The 19986-nt window shown below is 70.7% G+C and carries 13 protein-coding genes and 1 pseudogene; 6 read left to right on the plus strand and 8 right to left on the minus strand.

From position 1 onward, the window contains the following. Positions 1-87 precede the first annotated feature (87 nt). The 3 genes from ACWCHM_RS15735 (at position 88) to ACWCHM_RS15745 (ending at position 4520) form a co-directional block, all read left to right on the plus strand. Positions 88-1005 (plus strand): NAD(P)H-binding protein, encoded by a 918-nt coding sequence (locus tag ACWCHM_RS15735; RefSeq protein WP_454222924.1) that lies wholly within the window; start codon positions 88-90, stop codon positions 1003-1005. After that, positions 995-1360 carry a darcynin family protein gene (locus ACWCHM_RS15740; RefSeq protein ID WP_454222926.1) on the plus strand — a complete coding sequence of 122 codons (366 nt, stop codon included), beginning with the start codon at positions 995-997 and terminating at the stop codon, positions 1358-1360. Before ACWCHM_RS15735 ends, ACWCHM_RS15740 begins: the two co-directional genes overlap by 11 nt. A gap of 520 nt (positions 1361-1880) precedes the next feature. After that, positions 1881-4520: a beta strand repeat-containing protein gene (locus tag ACWCHM_RS15745; protein WP_454222927.1), complete on the plus strand. Its 2640-nt coding sequence runs from the start codon at positions 1881-1883 to the stop codon at positions 4518-4520. Between the two features lie 99 nt (positions 4521-4619). Here ACWCHM_RS15745 and ACWCHM_RS15750 read toward each other — a convergent pair whose 3' ends face one another. The 5 genes from ACWCHM_RS15750 to ACWCHM_RS15770 all read right to left on the minus strand — a co-directional run bounded on the left by ACWCHM_RS15750 (position 4620) and on the right by ACWCHM_RS15770 (position 9823). Further along, entirely contained in the window at positions 4620-5345 is a 726-nt protein-coding gene (locus ACWCHM_RS15750) for a glycosyltransferase (RefSeq protein WP_454222928.1), read from the minus strand. A 5-nt stretch (positions 5346-5350) separates the two neighbouring features. Beyond that, positions 5351-5977, minus strand: coding sequence for a class I SAM-dependent DNA methyltransferase (locus ACWCHM_RS15755; protein ID WP_454222930.1), 627 nt, complete (start codon positions 5975-5977; stop codon positions 5351-5353). Further along, positions 5974-6711, minus strand: coding sequence for a PIG-L deacetylase family protein (locus ACWCHM_RS15760; RefSeq protein ID WP_204960832.1), 738 nt, complete (start codon positions 6709-6711; stop codon positions 5974-5976). Before ACWCHM_RS15760 ends, ACWCHM_RS15755 begins: the two co-directional genes overlap by 4 nt. Beyond that, positions 6705-7664: an acyl-CoA dehydrogenase family protein gene (locus tag ACWCHM_RS15765; protein ID WP_454222932.1), complete on the minus strand. Its 960-nt coding sequence runs from the start codon at positions 7662-7664 to the stop codon at positions 6705-6707. The genes ACWCHM_RS15760 and ACWCHM_RS15765 overlap by 7 nt, the downstream gene beginning before the upstream one ends. Positions 7665-8158: 494 nt before the next feature. Then, entirely contained in the window at positions 8159-9823 is a 1665-nt protein-coding gene (locus tag ACWCHM_RS15770; RefSeq protein WP_454222933.1) for an Ltp family lipoprotein, read from the minus strand. A gap of 1266 nt (positions 9824-11089) precedes the next feature. Here ACWCHM_RS15770 and ACWCHM_RS15775 point away from each other — a divergent pair. Together ACWCHM_RS15775 and ACWCHM_RS15780 are read left to right on the plus strand one after the other, a co-directional pair. After that, the gene (locus ACWCHM_RS15775) at positions 11090-13930 is read left to right on the plus strand and encodes a PQQ-dependent sugar dehydrogenase (RefSeq protein ID WP_454222934.1); all 2841 of its coding nucleotides are present in this window, start codon (positions 11090-11092) and stop codon (positions 13928-13930) included. A gap of 51 nt (positions 13931-13981) precedes the next feature. Continuing rightward, entirely contained in the window at positions 13982-16087 is a 2106-nt protein-coding gene (locus ACWCHM_RS15780) for a ThuA domain-containing protein (protein ID WP_454222935.1), read from the plus strand. Between the two features lie 174 nt (positions 16088-16261). Here ACWCHM_RS15780 and ACWCHM_RS15785 read toward each other — a convergent pair whose 3' ends face one another. Continuing rightward, positions 16262-17854, minus strand: a complete 1593-nt coding sequence (locus tag ACWCHM_RS15785) for an MFS transporter (protein WP_454222936.1) — start codon at positions 17852-17854, stop codon at positions 16262-16264. A gap of 79 nt (positions 17855-17933) precedes the next feature. Continuing rightward, positions 17934-18626, minus strand: coding sequence for a class I SAM-dependent methyltransferase (locus ACWCHM_RS15790; RefSeq protein ID WP_454222937.1), 693 nt, complete (start codon positions 18624-18626; stop codon positions 17934-17936). A gap of 141 nt (positions 18627-18767) precedes the next feature. On the opposite strand from ACWCHM_RS15790, the gene ACWCHM_RS15795 reads away from it, so the two are divergent. Beyond that, entirely contained in the window at positions 18768-19364 is a 597-nt protein-coding gene (locus tag ACWCHM_RS15795; protein ID WP_454222939.1) for a helix-turn-helix domain-containing protein, read from the plus strand. A 157-nt stretch (positions 19365-19521) separates the two neighbouring features. Here ACWCHM_RS15795 and ACWCHM_RS15800 read toward each other — a convergent pair. Continuing rightward, positions 19522-19812 (minus strand): annotated as a pseudogene (locus ACWCHM_RS15800) (helix-turn-helix domain-containing protein); the annotation flags it as partial. Between the last annotated feature and the right edge of the window lie 174 nt (positions 19813-19986).

Below are 19986 nucleotides of genomic sequence, written 5' to 3' on the forward strand. Positions count from 1 at the left end.
ATGATTGGATGCTGAAGTTCCCATTGTGGCAATGCGGCGCCGCTCCGCACGATGGCTGAGTCCTGCCGATCCGACAATCGAGGTTTCATGATCGTCATTACCGGTCCCACCGGGAACATCGGGCGGCACCTGCTGTCGCTGCTGATCGAGGCCGTACCCGCCGGCCGTGAGGAGTTACGGGTCATCGTCCGGGATCCGGCCCGGCTACCCGAAGGCGTCCGTGGACGGGTCGAGGTGGTCGTCGGCTCGCACGGCGACGCCGCGACCGTCGAACGTGCCTTCGCCGGGGCGGACGCCGTGTTCTGGCTGGTGCCACCGGACGCTTCCGTCCCGCCTGACGACGCCTACAGCGGCTTCACCCACCCGGCCGCGCGGGTTTTCGCCGAGCAGGGAGTCGGCCACGTTGTCGGCGTCTCGGCGCTCGGCCGTGGCACCCCGCAGGCCACCCGCGCCGGGCTGGTCACCGCCTCCCTGGCCATGGACGACCTGATCGCCGGCTCCGGCGTCGCCTACCGCGCCCTGGCCTGCCCGTCCTTCTTCGAGAACCTGCTGGAGGAGGTCGACGCGATCCGCGACGACGGCGTCTTCACCGACACCGTCGCCCCGGACCGTCGCGCTCCCATGGTGGCCGTCGCCGACATCGCCGCCGCCGCGGCCGGGCTGCTGCTGGACCGCTCCTGGAGCGGTGTTGGCGACGTCCCGGTGCTCGGCCCGCAGGACCTCTCGCCCGACGACCTGGCCCGCATCATGACCGAGGAACTGGGCCGTCCGGTCCGCTACCGGCGTCAGCCGCTCGACGACCTGCGCTCCACCATGCTCGGCTACGGTCTCAACGAAGCGTTCGTCGAGGCCATGGTCGACATGAAACGCGCCAAGGACGAGGGCCTGGACTCGGGCGTCGCCCGCTCACCGCAGGCGGGGCCGGCCACCACGTTCGCGCAGTGGTGCGACCGCACACTCCGGCCCGCCGTCCGCACCACCCAGGGGGCCGTCGGTGCCCGCTGACCGATCCGGGCCGCCGGTCACCGCTTTCATGCTCGTCAAAACCACTCCCGAGTGGCTGGCGATGACCGTGGCCGAACGCGTCCAGGCCTTCACCACCCACGTTCTGCCCGTCATCGAGGCCCGCACCCGTGGTGTCCGCTCGCGCTTCTACGACACGGAGTTCTACTCGGCGCGGGTCACCGACATCTGGGTCTGGGAGGCGGACGACCACGACGCCTACCGGCTGCTGATCGACGCCTTGCGCGAGACCCCCTTCTGGGACCGCTACTTCGAGGTCGTCGAGCTGCTCGTGGGCACCGAGAACGGCTACGCCCACACCTACGGCCTGAAGCCGCTGGCCACCGTCGCCACCTGAGGCGCCGCCGGGGCCGGTGCCGCTGTCACCCGACGGCGGCACCGGCTCGGCGGCCGACGATCGGCCGGATCCCCTGGCGCAGCAGCCAGGCGAGCACCACCTGGTTGCGGGTCGCCCCCGTCTCGACGGTGATCTCGTCGAGCACACCGAGGACCCGGCTCGTCCCGGGTGGTCGTAGGCCTCGGGCAGCGGCTTGTCGGGGCGGACGTAGCCACCGTTGATCAACGGGGTGTAGGCCACACGTCCAGGCCCTCGGTGTGCGCGTAGTCGAGGTCGTCGGCGGTGAGGAGATTGTGCCCCTGGTCGGGCAACCCGGCACCGGGCCGGGGTTGCACCAGCGAGTGCTGCGGTCCACCCTGACCGCTCGACCGGGGGCTTCGGGTACCACGCCGACACCGCCCATGGTTGCCAGACCCCAAGAATACGAAATGCGTAACTTGACCGATTTGTCCTCGTTCACTCGTTGACGCCTGCCGCCACATCACGCAGGCCCGTCATTCCATCTGAACGGGGGAAACTGGTGAGGACCGTCCTACGAAGAACCACGAGCGCCGCCACGGCGCTCCTGGTCGCCAGCCTGGCAACCCTGACCCTGGGGACGCCGGCACTGGCGGCACCTGGCGACGCGAGCGCCCGCGGTGTCGTCGTCGACCTGTCGGCCGAGGTGGCCGGGATAGCCGTGATCAGCGCCGACGCGACCATCGGTACCGCCACCGCGCCGGCCGGCGGGGGCACCGACACCGAGACGCTGCTGGCGATCTCGGTGCCGGGGGCGGTCGGCGTGACCGCCAGCGGCACCGTCGAGGAGGTCACCGCCACCCGGGCGGCCGACGGGTCGTCGGCGTCCTCCAGCGTCAACGGGCTCAACCTGGCCGTGCTCGGCATCGACGTGCTCAACGCCGCGGAGGTCACCGCCACCGCGGTCTGTCCGCAGGTCGGCGCGACCAGTGCGGACACCACGCTCGTCGGGCTGGAACTCTTCGGCTCGGCGGTGACGCTGACCGCGAACACCCCCGCCGTCGTGGGCAGCGCGGCGGTGGTGGTGCCGGGACTGCTGGACGCGAGCCTGAACGCCTCGTTGACCCGTGTCGAGACGACCACCGCCACCGGCGCCATCGCGATCACGGTGCGGGCCGTGCTGACCCTGTCGGGCAGCATCCTCGGTGTCCCGACCACCATTCCCGTCGGCACCGTCATCGTGGCCGAGGCGCTCTGTGAGCGTCCGCCGGCGGCACCGACCACCGCGACGATCACCCCCGACGAGGGCCCGCAGTCGGGCGGCCAGACCGTGACGATCACCGGCACCGGCTTCATCCCGGGCGGCACCACGGTCACCTTCGACGGGGTGCCCGCGACCGACGTCACCGTCGCGCCGGGCGGCACCTCCCTGACGGCGGTCACCCCGCCCGGCGCGGTCGGACCCGCCGAGGTCGTGGTCGGCACGGTGAACGGCACGGCCGCACCGCTGGGCTACACGTACCTGGCCGACGGCAGCGGGGCCATCATCACCGGCCTCACGCCGACCTCCGGGCCGACCGTCGGCGGCACCACCGTGACGATCACCGGCACCGGCTTCACCGGGGCCGCCGGTGTGGACTTCAACGGCCTGCCCGGCACCGGGTTCACCGTCAACCCGGCCGGCACCACGATCACCGTGGTGACACCGCCGAACCCGGCGGGCCCGGCCCTGGTCGAGCTGGTCTTCCCGGACGGCCGGGTGACCGCGCCGACATTCACCTACCTCCCGCCGACGATCACCTCGATCGTGCCGGACACCGGACCGACCGCCGGCGGCACGACAGTGACGATCACCGGCACCGGCTTCACCGGGACGACCGGAGTGACCTTCGGCGACACCCCGGGCACCAACGTCACCGTCAACCCGGGCGGCACCTCGCTGACCGTGGTCACCCCGCCCGGTCAGGTCGGCCCGGTGGACGTCACCGTGCTCCTCCCGGGCGCGGACGCGACCGCCCCGGACGGATTCACGTACGTGGCGGCGCCACCGACCGTCGCGTCGATCACCCCCAACGCGGGTCCCCAGTCGGGCGGCCAGACGGTGACGATCACCGGCACCGGCTTCGTCCCCGGTGACACGACAGTCACCTTCGACGGGGTGCCGGCCACCAACATCACGGTCGCCCCGGGCGGCACCTCCCTGACGGCGGTCACCCCGCCCGGCGCGGTCGGACCCGCCGTGGTGGTGGTGACCACCGGCGGCGGTACGGCGGCACCGCTGGGCTACACCTATCTCGCCGACGGCAGCGCCGCGACCGTGACCGGGCTGACCCCGACGAGCGGACCGACCTCGGGCGGCACCACGGTCACCATCACCGGGACCGGGTTCACCGGCGCGACCGGCGTGACCTTCGACGGGGTGCCCGGCACCGGGTTCACCGTCAACCCGGCCGGCACCACGATCACCGTGGTGACCCCGCCGAACGCGGCCGGGCCGGCAGACGTGCGACTGGTGTTCCCCGCGGGCACCGCCGCCGCGCCGGTATTCACGTACGTCGCACCGACGATCACCTCCATCGTGCCGGACACCGGACCGACCACCGGTGGCACCACGGTGACCATCACCGGCACCGGTCTCACCGGCGCGACAGGCGTGAACTTCGGCGGCACACCCGGCACCAACCTGGTCGTGAACCCGGACGGCACCTCGCTGACCGTGGTCACCCCGCCCGGCTCACCCGGGGCGGTGGACGTCACCGTCCTGCTGCCCGGTGACGACGTCACCGCACCCGACGGGTTCACCTACCAGCCCGTCCCGCCGCGCATCGACACCGTCAGCCCCGGACAGGGACCGACAGGTGGCGGCACGACCGTGACAGTCGGTGGCTCCGGGTTCGTACCGGGCGGCACCACGGTCACCATCTGCGGCACGACCATCCCGGCCGACCAGGTCACCGTGTCGTCGGACGGTCGCTCGCTGACCTTCCGCACACCGCCCTGCGCGGCCGGGGACACCACGGTCGTGGTGAACACCGCCGGTGGGACCTCCAACGGATCCACCTTCCGCTACGTCGGGGGGATCCTGCCGGTGACCGGTGACGCCATGCTCGCGCCGCTGACCGTCGGGGTGCTGCTCGCCCTGCTCGGCACCGTCCTGGTCGTGCTGACCCGCCGCCGGCACCGCGCCGGCCGCATCGGCTGACCGGACGCTCCCGGCCAGGGTCCGACCGGGCCCTGGCCGGGAGCGACGCCGCCCTTTCCGGTACGCGCGCTTCGCGCGCCGTAGGTGCAGGGCGGTTCGTCACGCCACGGTGCACCCGCCGCACGGCGTCCGCTCCGGCTGCACCGTCGAGGGGGCCGTGGGCCGGTCGTCGAGGGCGTCGAGGTAGCCGGCGAAGCCGTGCGGGGCCCGGCCGTCGTGGCGGGCACTGGTCCGTACCGCACAGCCGGCGTCGGCGACGACCCGCATGGCCTGTCGACGACCACGTTCGACGAGATCGTGGTCCTCACCGTGGCGCAGGTCGGCGAAGCCGCCCAGCCGCTCGTACGCGGTGGCCGCGCAGCCCAGGTTCGCACCGTGCACATGCCGGTGGCCGGTGTCGGTCAGCCCCTGCCGGTACCGGGTCTCGTACCGGTCACGGACCGGGGTGGCGCGGGACGCCCAGTCGGTGACCCGTACCGTCCCGACCAGCAGGTCGGTGCCGGCGCGGGCGTGCCGCAACTGCCAGCCGCCCCACCGCCGGGGCACCCGGCTGTCCGCGTCGGTGGTGGCGAGCCACAACCCCTGCGGGCCGTCGCGCAGCGCGTACGTCATGCCGGCGGCCCGGGCCCGGCCGACGTTGCGGGCCCGTACCGTCAGCACGACGACGCCGGCCCGGGCGGCGACGGCGGCCGTGGCGTCCCGGCAGTCGTCGGCCACCACGATCACCTCCGAGGGCACCGGCAGGTGCCGCAGCGCGTCGAGGACGGAGGTCAGACAGCCGGGCAGCAACGCCTGCTCGTCGTGGGCGGGCACCACGACCGCCATCCGGTTCACCACAGACCGTCGGCCTGGGCGACGGACCTGGCCGGCGGCGGCACCCGCAGGAACACGTCGAGCAGGAAGTCGGCCTCCTCGTGCCGGGCCGTCCGCGCCAGGGCGTCCACACCGGCGAGCAGCCGGTGCACGTCGTCGCCGCTGCGGGCGTGCTCGGCCACCGCCGGCCGCCAGTGCACGGCCACCAGCGTGCCGCCGGGTTCGAGCGAGTCGACCGTACAGGTCACCAGCAGTTCCAGTCCGGCGTCGTCGAAGTAGTAGCCCAGCTCGGAGAGCACGATCAGGTCGAAACCGTCGTCCGCCACGGCCGGCCACTCGTCGGGGACACGCATCCGTTCCACCCGGACGTGCGGCTGCTCCGCCAGCCGCCGTCGGGCGCTCGCCACCGGCGCGGCGGCGATGTCGACCGCCAGCAGCCGGTCGCACCGCGGGGCGAGACGGCGGGTGAGCATCCCGGTCGAACACCCCGGCTCGAAGGCCGAGCGGTACCGGCGGCGCGGCAGGCAGGCCACCGTCATCTCGTGCTTACGCTGGTCGTACCAGCGGGTTTCGAAACTCCACGGGTCCTCCGCCCCGGCGTACATGTCGTCGAAGTACCCGGCCGGGGTGCCGCCTGAGGTCATGGCACGAACACCGTTTCGTAGGGACGTGCGAAGCGGGCGAGCACGTGCGGGGGCAGGATCGCGGCGTCGGCGGGTGCCGGCCCCAGCGGCAGCACCTGGCTCCGGAAGGCGTCGACCGCCGCGAGCTTGGCCGATCGGGCCGCCCCGGTCAGGTCGATCCGACGCGCGCGGTGCCACGGCACGTCGGGATGGTCCGGCCGGGCCCAGTGCCACGTCCACACCGGGAACTCCAGCAACGTCGCACCCGTACGCCGGCAGGCGACCTCGGCGGCCCGCCCCACCGCCTCGTGGTCCGGATGTCCGTCGCCGCGCCATGTCGTGACACACCACCGCCCCGGCCTCAGCCGGCCGGTCAACGCCTCGACGAGCGCCCCCTCGTCGACACGGCCGTCGGGATGCCCGAGATGGTCGATGGCCGTGGGGGCGACCCCGAGCAGCGCGCAGGCCGTGACCGTCTCGGCCCGCCGGATCGCGGCCAGCGCCGCCCGCGAGTGGACCGTGGAGTCCGGATGCGACGCCTCCCCGTCGGTGACGACCGCGATCTCGACGCCGCCGGCGAGCATCGCGACCAGGCCACCCACCCCGAGCACCTCGTCGTCGGGGTGCGGGGCGACCACCAGCGGCGGCACCGCCCGCACCCGCTCGTCCAGCGTCAGTACGGGCCAACCCGCCGGTGCCGGCCAGGCACGCCAACTGCTCTCGTCGGTGCCCGCGTCGACGATCGGCCTCACCATCCGGGGTCCCCGACCGCCGCCACCAGTTCACCCAGATGCGCCAGGTCCGCCTCCGCGTGGCTCTGCCGCAGATACACGGTCAGGTCGGCGACCCGGCGGGCATGGTGGGCGTCCTGACACAACGGGCCGGCCCCCAACGCCCGGCCGACCCGGTCGACGACCGTGGTGGCCGCCGCCTCGACGGTGGCCCGCACCTGGTGCGCCAACCGGTCCGCGTCCCCGGTGGGATTCGCGTCGATCTCGTCGGCGGCGGCGAACAGCACGCCCCGGGCGGCGGTCAGGGCCGCGTCGACCACCCCGAGGTGCGCCAGGGCGTGCGGGCCGAGCCGGTGGTGCCGCGCTGCGGCGTACAGCGTGTCGGCGACCCCGACCGCCCCGCCGTACCAGCACGCCGCCACCCCCAGCCCGCCGTGCCAGAAACCCGCCCGCCCGGTGTAGCAGCCGGGTCCGCCGACCGGCAGCGCGGTCACGCCGTCGAAGCTGACGGTACGGCTGTCGCTGGCGGCCATGCCGACGGCCGGCCAGGTGTCGGGCAACGCGGTGACCCCGGCGGCGTCGACCTCGACGGCGAACAGCCGGATGCCGTCGTCGGCGGTCGCGGTGACCAGGGCGTGGGCGAGCAGACCCGCCCCGGAGCACCATGGCCGGTCACCGGCCAGCCGCCACCGGTCGCCGTCGCGGGTCGCCGTGACCGATGCCGGCACGGCCGCCCAGACACCCCACGGCTCACGACGCCGGTCGGGGTCGACCGGCACGCCGAGTTCGGCGAGGATCGCCAGGGCGTCGGCGTGCCCCTCGCCCAGCCGGGCCAGGGCCAGGTCGGCGCGGCCGAGTTCGACGAAACGCAGGAACCGGTCACGGGTGCGTCCGCCGCCGGGCAACGGCAGGTCGAGCAGCCCGGCGTGGACGGCCGACCGGAACGCCGTCCCGGGGTCGTCGGCTCCGGGGGTCACCACCGGGTGCCCGCCGGACGGGACGGTCTTCCGGACCGCAGCCGCCCGGCCCGGCCCGGCACGCCGTCCACCACGGGCAACATCTCGGCACGACCGGTCGTCATCGGGCACCTCCACTCGGACGACGCGCGGCCCGCACGGGTCGCCGCCGGAAGATGCCCCTCTCCCCGGGGGCGAAACCTGAACACGACGCACACGAGCGCGTGACGACCGGATGACGCCGGTAGCCCTCGTCTCATTGCGCCGGGGCGGGACCATCAAGGGAACAGATACCCGAGTCTGCAGAGCCGACGGCCTGCGGCCGTCCCGGCTGTCCTGAACGTGCCTGACGCGCAGTGGCCGTATGCCGCAAGGAGCAGCGCATGGCTGGCGGCCTGTCGACGCCGGTTCACCTCGCACGGTTGCTCGATCGTGTCGCCGGGAGCCCACCACTGCCGCCGGGTTAATACGCCGACTGATGCACAAACGGTGCAGCTTGCAGAATGGGACGCCTCTCAAAGACCCAACTCGTTGGCCCCATGCACAGCCTGCGAGTGGGTGAAGCCCTCACCAACATCCGACGACAATTGCTCAATCAGCCTCTTGCGGGAAAACGCGCCAGTCTTCAGATACTCCCGGGCCGACCTCACAGCCTGCTCATTAAAATCGATACCCAAAGAATCCACCGCATAAGTCGCCGCATCCAAGGAATAACCCTCACCAACATCCGACGACAACTGCTCAATCAGCCTCTTGCGGGAAAACGCGCCAGTCTTCAGATACTCCCGGGCCGACCTCACAGCCTGCTCATTAAAATCGATACCCAAAGAATCCACCGCATAAGTCGCCGCATCCAAGGAATAACCCTCACCAACATCCGACGACAACTGCTCAATCAGCCTCTTGCGGGAAAACGCGCCAATTTTCAGATACTCCCGGGCCGACCGAATAGCATTTTCGCGCTCCACAGATCTCTGCCTGTCGCTTGGAACACGAATGGTCGCGTCCGGAGAACTAATTCCGGACGCGAGAATATCCGACTGCGACGCGACATTTTCCTGGGCCGACCCGGAGACGCGCGCTCGCGGTTCGGCTACACGACCCAGGGTGACTGGTGCAGGCTCCCGCTCAACAATGCGGTCGCCATATCGGGAACCAGCGTCTCTGCCGCACATCAGCTGCCCCAGAAGGGCGAACAACACCTGGGCCGAGGCGCGGGCAGCGAACTGCTTATAGCGATCATCTTTTTTGGTGTCGGCATGATCCATCACGCCTTTGGCCACAACCCACGGCAGCCCCTTAGCCTGAGCAATGGTGGCGATCGTGGCGGCCTCCATTTCAATGGCCCCGATTTTTCGGATGCCCATAGCCTTCAGCTCGTCCCACTGGCGGGGGTCAGCGATGACGGAACTACCACTGGCCATGGGTGCGACGAGCACACGGAACGGCAACCTCTGCGGCCCATCAACGTCGTCGTAAAGCCACTGCTGAACGCGATCGGCCCCGGCGGCGGTCAACACGGACATGCCGTTCGACTCACGCATGATCAAGCCTTCGGCCTCCAGCCGGCCCAGGCGCGCCCCCCACGTCCCGCTAGGAAAGTAACGCTTGACAGCGGGATGGTGCCGCGGCTCCCGACCCCGATCCATCTGCTCCAGGAACCACATCAACGCCTCCTCCTCGGTGGCGTCGCCATAGCTGGGCAAAGCGGTGGGATCAAAATCTTGCGCGGCACGCACCCATCGGACATTCATAGGAAATTGCCGATGTTCACCGCGGAACCCAGACGGAGAGTGCTTACCCTCGTCCCATTCGTAGACCGGCTCACCGATCACAACGTCGCCGAGCGCAGTTTCCTCGGGACTACCGGCACACACTCCACACATAGCTACCGCTGCCGGGCCTAACCGGTCAACAATCGTCGCAGCAAACGTACCGGTCGTGCGGCCACCCATGTGAGTCGGCCGGGCCAGCGCCACCGCAAACCGGACCGACCCTTGGACACGGTATTCACCCCAAAGGTATGGCAAATCATTTTGGCTGCGCTGCTCCCACCGAGCAATTCCCATGCCTTCCGAACTGCTCTCCAGAGCAGCATCCCGCGCCGCCGCCAGTTCTTCCGGCAGCGCCGCAATGACCACAACATCGGCATGGTGCATCGAATCTCCCCCATTGATCATCTACGCCTCCCCGAATGGCGCGGCTGACTACACACACCGCAACGATTGCCGAATCGGAAAACCTTGGTATCGCCGCGACCACCAAAACCAGGCCTGACTTCGCGATCCCAGAATTATGCCACCAATACCTTAGAAAGAGCTCTTAACAGCCTACCGACCATCGATCTGCCGGAACCGATGCACCTCCCGGCCGAACCATCGCCTGCCCGAACGTCGGAGCCGCAACCACCAAAGCTGTCGGGCCTCCACCATTCCGCGTATCGGATCACCGGTCGATTAAGCAACGGGCACGCCTTGCGGCACGGTGAAGCACAGAAGCACGGCCGCGTCCGCGGCGTTCAGCGCTAACCAAAGGGTGGGTTAATCTGCCGGCAAGTCGTGGCAGCTTTCCCGTACGACCACGTGGCATGCGACAGCGAGGACCATCCAGTCTTCGCACTAAGGAAAATTTGTCGCCGCGACGCCCGCAGTTGCCAATTCGATGGCTGCGTTCGTAATGCTGCGCAGAACTCATGCTCACGACCAACAAGCTGATCAAAGTTGCGGAAGGCAGGCCAACACCTAGATCAGACCGAGAGATACTAGATCGCCAGTCGACAAGTGTCTGGGTGCCGGGGAGCAGCACGGGCATCGTCACAGACCTGATTGTCCGCCAGCGCATCCTGTGCCGAACAACCAGGTCTGGCTGTTCAGTGGCAGATGGCCCGACAGTGAAGTGATCTCCTGAGGCCGGACGGCTCCTATCTTGACCTCTCGCCACGGGAAGAAAGCCGCTGCGCCTCGGCAGAGCAAGCCCCCCGAGGAGTTTCGGCACAGGCCGCAGTGCTGGTGCGCGATTCCAGTACACGATGCGTGACGCAGGTCGGAGCTAGGCGTCAACCACGAAACGCTGCACAACCGGGTCGGCCGGCTACGGCAGGAACGCGACGGCGGCAGCGACCCGGCCCATCACCGAGATGGACCGGCTACTCACCTTCGCCGGCGTCTGACCGCGTCGACCGCCAACCCGAGCGACCGTTCCCGCCGTCGCCGCGCGGGGCCTCAACACCGGGACTTTTCGTGATTCGAGCGAAAGTCTGCCCCGGCTCGACAGAAGGTGTGGACAGCGGGATCGAAACAGCTTAATGTCTTCGCCATCACGAAGGTGTTTCGGCGAGGTGAACCGGCGGCGCGGTGATCCATCGACCCCCTCCCCCGCTACGGCATCCGGCGCGACGGCGCGCGCCCCGCCCTGGCAATCGAACGTCAGGAAGGGACGGACAGCCAGTGTCCTCACACCATGGCGCGTTCGGCCGGCGAACGACGTCGGTCAGCTCCGCACTGCTCCTGGTCGCCGCCGCCGGGCTGGTCGCCCTCGGCAGCCCGGCCCCCGCCCAGGCCCACACCATCAACCCCACCGACTTCCAGCAGGTCACCCTGGCCAAGGGAGAGCCCGAGGTCGGTGAGCCGATGACCATCGCGGTGCTGCCCGACCGGTCGGTGCTGCACACCGCCCGCAACGGCACGCTGCGGCGCACCGACGCGGCCGGCACCACCACCGTGGTGGGCACCATCCCCGTCTACACCCACGACGAGGAGGGCCTGCAGGGCGTCGGGGTGGACCCCAACTTCACCACCAACCGGCACGTCTACCTGTACTACGCCCCGCCGCTGTCCACCCCCGCCGGGGACGCCCCGGCCACCGGGACGGACTTCTCCGCCTGGCAGGGCGTGAACCGGCTGTCCCGGTTCACCCTCAACGCCAACTGGACGCTGAACACGTCCAGCCAGGTCACCATCCTGGACGTGCCGGCCGACCGGGGCATCTGCTGCCACGTCGGCGGGGACATCGACTTCGACGCGGCCGGGAACCTGTACCTGTCGACCGGCGACGACTCCAACCCGTTCGACTCCGCCGGCTATTCACCGATCGACGAGCGGACCAACCGCAACCCCGCGTACGACGCGCAGCGCAGCGCGGCCAACAGCAACGACCTGCGCGGCAAGATCCTGCGGATCAGGGTGAACGCGGACGGCAGCTACTCCGTCCCGGCCGGGAACATGTTCGCCCCGGGCACCGCGCGGACCCGTCCGGAGATCTACGCGATGGGGTTCCGCAACCCGTTCCGGATGAGCGTGGACAAGGCCACCGGCGTCGTCTACGTCGGGGACTACGGCCCGGACGCCGGCACCACCGGCACGCGCGGCCCCAGCGGGCAGGTCGAGTTCAACCGGGTGACCGGACCGGGCAACTACGGCTGGCCGTACTGCACCGGCACGAACACCGCCGCCGAGACGTACGCGGAGTGGGACTTCGCCGCCGGCACCGCGGGCGCCAAGTACAACTGTGCCGGCGGGCCGACCAACAACTCGTTCCGCAACACCGGCCTGCCCACCCTGCCGGCGGCCCAACCGGCCTGGATCCGGTACGCCGGTGACGCCGGCAGCCCGGCGGAGTTCGGCGGCGGCTCCGAGTCGCCGATGGCCGGCCCGGTCTACCGCTACAGCGCGTCGAACCCGTCCACCACGAAGTTCCCACAGTCCTTCGACGGACAGTTCTTCGCCACCGAGCTGGGCCGGGGCTGGATCAAACCGATCCACGTCAACGCCGACGGCTCCCGGGGCGCCATCGACGCGTCGTTCCCCTGGAACGGCAAGCAGGTCATGGACTCCGCGTTCGGTCCGGACGGCGCGCTGTACGTCCTCGACTACGGCACCGGCTACTTCAACGGTGACGCCAACTCGGCGCTGTACCGGTACGACTACGTCGCCGGTGGCAACCGCGCGCCGACCGCCGTCGCCACCGCCGACAAGACCTCCGGGGCGGCCCCGCTGACGGTGGCATTCTCGTCGGCTGGGTCGTCGGACCCGGAGGGTGGGGCGCTGACCTACTCGTGGGCGTTCGGTGACGGCACCACCTCCACGGCGGCGAACCCCAGCAAGACGTTCACCGCCAACGGCACCTACAACGTCACCCTGACCGTCCGGGACCCGCAGGGCGCGACCGGCACGGCCAGTGTGCGGATCGGCGTCGGCAACACCGCCCCGACGGTCACCATCACCGGCCCGGCGAACGGCTCGCTGTTCTCCTACGGCGACACCGTGCCGTTCAGCATCACCGTCACCGACCCCGAGGACGGCACCGTCGACTGCGCCAGGGTCAGGATGACCTACGTGCTCGGCCACGACCAGCACGGTCACCAGATCACCTCGACCAGCGGCTGCTCCGGCACGATCACCATCCCGGTCGACGGCGAGCACGACGACGCGGCGAACATCTTCGCGATCTTCGACGCCGAGTACACCGACGCCGGTGGCCTCACCACCCACACCCAGCACACCCTCCAGCCGCGCAAGCGCCAGGCCGAGCACTTCACGACCTCATCCGGGATCACCGTCTACGACAAGACCCCCGCCGAGGGCGGCAGGACCGTCGGCAGCATCGACAACGGCGACTGGATCGCGTTCGAGCCGTACCGCCTCGACAAGGCCACCTCGTTCAGCGCCCGGGTCTCCTCCAGCGGCGTCGGCGGCACCCTCCAGGTGCGCACGGGTTCACCCACCGGCACCGTGCTGGGCCAGGCGACCGTCCCGGTCACCGGCGGCTGGGAAACCTTCACCACCGTCACCGGCACCCTCTCCGGCGCGCCGGCCAGCACCGGCACGCTCTACCTCACCTTCGCCGGGGGCACCGGAGCGCTGTTCGACCTCGATGCGTTCACGTTCGTCACCGGCGGCACCACCGCAGGCACCGGGCCGATCGTCGGGCTCGGCGGCAAGTGCCTGGACGTCCGCAACGCCGCCACCGCCGACGGCACCCAGATCCAGATCTACACCTGCAACGGCACCGCCGCGCAGACCTGGTCGGTGACCCCGAACAGCACCGTCAAGGCACTCGGCAAGTGCCTGGACATCTCCGGCGGAGGCACCGCCGACGGCACGAAGATCCAACTCTGGACGTGCAACGGCACCGCGGCGCAGAACTGGTCCGCCCAGACCGACGGCACCCTGCGCAACCCGCAGTCCGGCAAGTGCCTCGACGTGTCCAACAACAGCGCCACCGACGGCCAGGCCGTCCACCTGTGGACCTGCCTGGCCGCCGCCAACCAGAAGTGGACCCTGCCGTGACCTGGCAAGCGGGGCACCCGGCACCCTCCTCCACCCGTTCGGGAGAGTGACATGCGCAGACTCCTTCGATCCATCCTCGGCGCGGTGACCGCCGCCGCCGCGATCCTCGCCGTCCCGACGTCGGCCGGTGCGGCCGACGCCCCGTACGACGTGCTGGTGTTCTCCAAGACCGCCGGGTTCCGGCACGACTCGATCGCCGTCGGCATCCAGACCATCCGGGAACTCGGTACGGCGAACGGTTTCACCGTCACGGCGACCGAGGACGCGTCCCGGTTCACCACCGCGAACCTGGCCCCGTACGAGGCGGTGGTCTTCCTCAACACCACAGGTGACGTCCTGGACGCCGCACAGCAGTCCGCCTTCGAGTCGTACGTCAACGGCGGCGGCGGGTACGTCGGCGTCCACGCCGCCGCCGACACCGAGTACGGCTGGTCGTACTACGGCAGCCTGGTGGGCGGCTACTTCGCCTCGCACCCGGCCATCCAGCAGGCGACCGTCCGCGTCGAGAACCGGGCGCACCCGGCCACCGGGCACCTGCCGCAGACCTGGACCCGCACCGACGAGTGGTACAACTACCAGACCAACCCGCGCTCGGGTGCCCGGGTCCTGGCCACCCTGGACGAGTCGTCGTACTCGGGCGGCTCGATGGGCGGTGACCATCCGATCTCCTGGTGCAAGACGGTCAACTCCGGCAGGTCGTTCTACACCGGCCTGGGGCACACCCAGGGGTCGTACGCGGAGGCGGCGTTCCGCAGCCACCTGCTCGGCGGCATCCGGTACGCGGCCGGTCGGGCGAAGGCCGACTGCCGCCCGGAGACCGGCTACGTCACCCTCTACAACGGGTCGACGACCGGCTGGTCGCAGGCCGGTCCGGGCAGCTTCGGCAACACCGACGCCACCCTCACCTCCGTCGGCGGCATGGGCCTGTACTGGTACAGCGCCAAGCAGTTCACCAACTACTCACTGAAGCTGGACTGGCGGATGTCAGGCGACGACAACTCGGGCGTCTTCATCGGCTTCCCGCCGTCGACCGACCCGTGGTCGGCGGTGGACAACGGCTACGAGATCCAGATCGACGCCACCGACGCGGCCGACCGCACCACCGGTGCGGTCTACACCTTCCAGTCCGCCGAGCTGGCCGCCCGGGACGCCGCCCTGAACCCGCCGGGCGAGTGGAACAGCTACGAGCTGCTGGTCGAGGGGGAACGCCTCCAGGTGTTCCTCAACGGACGGAAGATCAACGACTTCACCAACACCGACCCGGCCCGCTCGCTCGCCGGCCACGTCGGGCTCCAGAACCACGGTACGGGCGACGACGTGTCGTTCCGCAACGTCCGGATCAGGGAGCTGGGCGGTACCCCGGGCGGCACCACCACCGTGCAGGCCGAGGCGTTCAGCTCGGCCAACGGGGTCAGCGCGTTCACCAAGGCCGGGGCCAACGGCGGGCAGACCCTCGGCTACGTCGACCCGGGCGACTGGGCCGCGTACCCGGGTCTCGACCTGACCGGGGTCACCTCGCTGCGGGCCCGGGTGGTCTCCGGTGGGGCCGGCGGCACCATCGGCGTCCGGACCGGCTCGGCCACCGGCCCGCTGCTCGGCCAGGTGGCGGTGCCCAACACCGGAAGCTGGACCACGTACGCCGACGTCAGCACCACCCTGGCCGGGGTGCCCACCGGTACGCAGACCGTGTACCTGACCTTCACCGGTTCCGGGACCGGCCTGTTCGACGTGGACGACTTCACCCTGGTCCGGGGCGGCGGCACCCCCGGCACCCCGGGTACCGGGCCGATCGTGGGGCTCGGCGGCAAGTGCCTGGACGTCCGCAACGCGGCCACCGCCGACGGTACGCAGATCCAGATCTGGACCTGCAACGGCAGTACCGCGCAAACCTGGTCGGTCACCCCGAACAGCACGGTCAAGGCACTGGGTAAATGCCTGGACGTCTCCGGCGGAGGCTCGGCCGACGGCACGAAGATCCAACTGTGGACGTGCAACGGCAGCGGTGCCCAGAACTGGTCCGCCCAGACCGACGGCACCCTGCGCAACCCGCAGTCCGGCAAGTGCCTGGACGTGTCCAACAACAGCGCCACCGACGGCCAGGCCGTCCACCTGTGGACCTGCCTCGCCGCCGCCAACCAGAAGTGGACCCTGCCGTGATCCGGTAGGTGGACAGCCTGTGCCCCCGCTGCCGGTCCGGCAGCGGGGGCACGTCGGGTCCGACGGTGGCGTTCACCGCCGCCGCGATCCGCGTACACCGGTGGTTCCCGGGTGGTGACCGGCCCCGGACCTGCACCGCCGCGTGGACGACCGGCCGGCCGTGTCAGGCCGTTGTCATCCGACGGTGACGTCGCCCGGCGACGTCGGCACGGTCACCGGTGTTCCGGGCGCGGTCCGTCGCGGGCCCCGGGCCAGGACGTATCCGAGCAGGACCGCCATCACGGCGGTCCCCACCCACATGGCCTGCTGCCAGCCGTCCACGAAGGACTCCTGGGCGGCGCGGACCAGTGCGGGCGCCTGGGCACCGGCCGTGTCGGCGGTGGCGATGGCGGTGGCGATGCCCTCGCGGGCGGCTTCGGCGGTGCCGGCGGGGACCGTGTCGAGGTGGGTGTCGACGGCACTGCGGTAGCCGGCGGTCAGGACCGCGCCGAGCAGTGCGACGCCGAGCGCGGTCCCGAACTCCCGGGTGACGTCGTTGAGGGCGGACGCGACACCCTGCCGTTCCCGGGGCAGGGCGGAGGTGATGGCCTCGGTGGAGGGGGTCTGGGTGAGGCCCATCCCGAGTCCCATGGCGAGCATGCCGGGCAGGATCGCCAGGTAGCCGCCGTCGACGGAGACGAGGGTGGCCATCAAGGCCAGGCCCGCACCGCCGAGCACGATGCCGGTGGCCATGGTCGCGCGGGCTCCGGCGCGGGCGGCCACCCGCGGGGCGAGGCCTGATGACAGCATCATCATCGCCGCCATGGGCATGAGCGCGAGGGTGGCGCGTAGGCCGGACCAGCCGAGGACGGCCTGGAAGTAGGGGAACAGGACGACGAAGATGCCCGCCTGGACGCCGAAGAGCGTCAGCAGGGCCAGCGAACCGCTGGCGAGGCGTCGGTCACCGAACAGGCGGACGTCGAGCAGGGGTGCCGGGTGGCGTAGTTCCCACCCCACGAACCCGACGGCGGCGACGGCACCGACGAGCAGGCTGACCATGGTCACCGGCGCGGTCCAGCCGTGCACCGGGCCTTCGTGCAGGACGTAGATGAGGGCGGTCACGGCGATCACCGACGTCAGCGACCCGGTGACGTCGAAGCGGTGCCGCGCCTTCTCGCGGGAGTTCGGGACGGCGCGCAGGGCCAGAACGGCGGCTGCGGCGACAAGGACGACAGGCAGCAGGAACAGCCACCGCCAGTTCGCCCAGTCGACGAGCACCGCGGACAGGTACATGCCGAGGATGCCGCCGCCACCGGCGACACCGGTCCAGATGCCGATGGCCTTGGAACGGTCCCCGTCGGGGAAGGTGGAGGTGATGACGGCGAGCGTGACCGGCATGATCATCGCAGCGCCGACGCCGGCGAGCAGCCGGGCGGCGATCATCATCGTGGCGGAGTTGGCCAGGCCGGCCGCCGCGCTGGCCACGCCGAACAGGGCCAGGCCGGCGAGCAGGACCGGTTTGCGGCCCACCCGGTCACCGAGCGCGCCGAGCGGGAGCAGCAGCGCGGCCAGGCTGAGGGTGTAGATGTTGATCATCCACAGGACGGTGCTCTGCGACGCGTCGAACTCGACGGCGACCTGCGGCTGGGCGACGTTGAGCCCGGAGACGGAGGCGATGACCGCCATCAGGGCGACACACACCGCGAGCAGGATCGCACGGCGTCGACGCGGGTCGTGGACCGTCGCGTCGGGGCCGCTCAGGTGGGACGAGCTGTCGGGCGAGGACATGCGTGGGTTTCCTTTCGAGGGCGCAGTTCGGTACGACGCCGGGGGTGGACCTCGGTCCCGGCGTCGCGGCGACGGTGGGTCAGGGGCGGCGGGTGGCGCGTACGACGACGTCGTGCAGGATGGCCGGGTGTCCGCCGGGGCCGGGGATGGCCCGGTGGTGTTCCTCGGCGGTGCGGATCTCCCACGCGGCCACGTCCAGGCCGGCGGTGATGTCGGCGAGGGTGACCGTCGCCTCGGCGGGATGGTGGTGCCCGTGGCCGCCGGAGTGCGGCGTGTGCCCGTGGCCGCCGGAGTGCGGCGCTTGCCCGTGGCCGCCGGAGTGCGGCGTGTGCAGGTGGCCGACGATCAGTAGGGTGCCGCCGGCCGCCACCCATCCGCCGATGCGCTGGTAGAACGCGAGGTGCGGCATCGCGGGGTGCGCGTAGTGCGTGGCGACCAGGTCGAAGCCGACGCCCGGCTCCCAGTCGGTCAGGTCCGCCTGCACCCACCGGATCGGCGGTCCGGTCAGCCCGGCGGCGCTCGCGCGGTCGGCGGCCCGGGTCAGCGCCTCGGCGGCGATGTCGACGGCGGTGACCCGCCAGCCACGGGTAGCGAGCCAGATCGCCTCCGCGCCGGCACCGCACCCGGCGTCCAGCGCGGTGCCCGGGGTCAGGCCGGCGGTTTCCCGGGCGAGGTACGGGTTCGGCGGGTTGCCGGCCATCGAGCCGGGCCCGTGCCCGGCGGTGGGCTGCCAGTGGCGTTGCCAGTAGTCCCGGTCGAAGCTGTGCGTCATCGGACGGCCCCCGTGACCGCGACGATCTCCTTCGGTGCAGCCATCCGACCTGTCCTTTCCCCGTCTTCGCTAACCATGGGGCGATCCTGCGACCACCGGGGAGAACCCGCAAAGATTCTTGCCGAATGGCAAAATGGCCGGGTGGACGAGAACGTGAACCGCACCCTCGACGCGGTCGGCCCCCGGTTGAAGCAGCTGCGGCTACGCCGCAACATCACCCTCACCGACCTCGCCGAGGAAACCGGCATCTCCGCCAGCACCCTGTCCCGGCTCGAAGCGGGTCTACGACGCCCCACCCTCGAACAGCTGCTCCCGCTCGCCCGCGCCCACAGCGTCACCATCGACGAACTCGTGGACGCGCCCCTGACCGGTGACCCCCGGATCAACCTGCGGCCCATCGCCGCCGCCGACGGCGTGACCATCCTGCCGCTGACCCGCCGGCCCGGCGGCATTCAGGCCTACAAGTTCGTCCTGCCGGCGGGCGACGACGACCGCGTGCCCGACCTGCGCACCCACGAGGGGTACGACTGGGTCTACGTCCTCAACGGCACCCTGCGCCTGGTCCTCGGCGACGACGACCTCATCCTGCACGCCGGGGAGGCCGCCGAGTTCGACACCCGCACCCCGCACTGGTTCGGCGCGACCAGTTCCGGGCCCGTCGAGTTCCTGAGCCTCGTCGGCAGACAGGGCGAACGCGCCCACGTACGTGCCGCACCACGACCGGGCACGACCGCGTGAAAGATCCAGCCGGGACGGCGACGCGGGTCGAACAGGGCCGCGGCCAACACCTGGCCCTCGACGTCACAGCGGCGACTTCAACAACACGGTCACCCGCAGCTCCTGCACCTTGGCCACGGCAGCCCTGACGCCATCGAGGAAGTGGAACGGCGCCCCCTGGGGTGAGGGCGAGCAGGGAGCCGAGGGTGTCGATGACCCGGTGCACGGCGGAGTGCGACACCCCGAGCAGGGGGCCGATTTGCCGCATCGTCAGGTTCGTGCGCCAGTACGCGGCTACCAGCAGCACTCGGTCGGCGAGGTCGAGAAGCCACTGCCGGCCCGGCCGGCCGTCAGCGATGGCTTCTCCGCCACGCTCGGCGACCAGCCTGACCAGTCTGCGGAACTGGGCGGGCTGCAGCCCGGTGAACGGGACGATCCGCTCCGGGCGAGCCGCACTGATCACCTGCACCCGGACATGATCCACCATGGACCACCGACGGAGTTACCAGACATCCTTTAGTTCTTGGATACGGCAGAAATTCCGCCCAGAGCGAGTGTGAACACGCTTGCCAGAGCCTCTCTCACATCCGGATCCCTATCCAACCGCGCCAATAAATCGAACTTCTCTGGAGCAATATCGATA

The sequence above is a fragment of the Micromonospora sp. SCSIO 07396 genome, assembly GCF_053667945.1.

Bases quoted from the DNA above. Each gene is read 5' to 3' on its own strand.
- ACWCHM_RS15790 (WP_454222937.1), bottom strand. From the start codon at position 18,626: ATGACGCACAGCTTCGACCGGGACTACTGGCAACGCCACTGGCAGCCC.
- ACWCHM_RS15770 (WP_454222933.1), bottom strand. From the start codon at position 9,823: ATGATCAATGGGGGAGATTCGATGCACCATGCCGATGTTGTGGTCATT.
- ACWCHM_RS15785 (WP_454222936.1), bottom strand. From the start codon at position 17,854: ATGTCCTCGCCCGACAGCTCGTCCCACCTGAGCGGCCCCGACGCGACG.
- ACWCHM_RS15780 (WP_454222935.1), top strand. From the start codon at position 13,982: ATGCGCAGACTCCTTCGATCCATCCTCGGCGCGGTGACCGCCGCCGCC.
- ACWCHM_RS15735 (WP_454222924.1), top strand. From the start codon at position 88: ATGATCGTCATTACCGGTCCCACCGGGAACATCGGGCGGCACCTGCTG.
- ACWCHM_RS15760 (WP_204960832.1), bottom strand. From the start codon at position 6,711: ATGGTGAGGCCGATCGTCGACGCGGGCACCGACGAGAGCAGTTGGCGT.
- ACWCHM_RS15750 (WP_454222928.1), bottom strand. From the start codon at position 5,345: ATGGCGGTCGTGGTGCCCGCCCACGACGAGCAGGCGTTGCTGCCCGGC.
- ACWCHM_RS15755 (WP_454222930.1), bottom strand. From the start codon at position 5,977: ATGACCTCAGGCGGCACCCCGGCCGGGTACTTCGACGACATGTACGCC.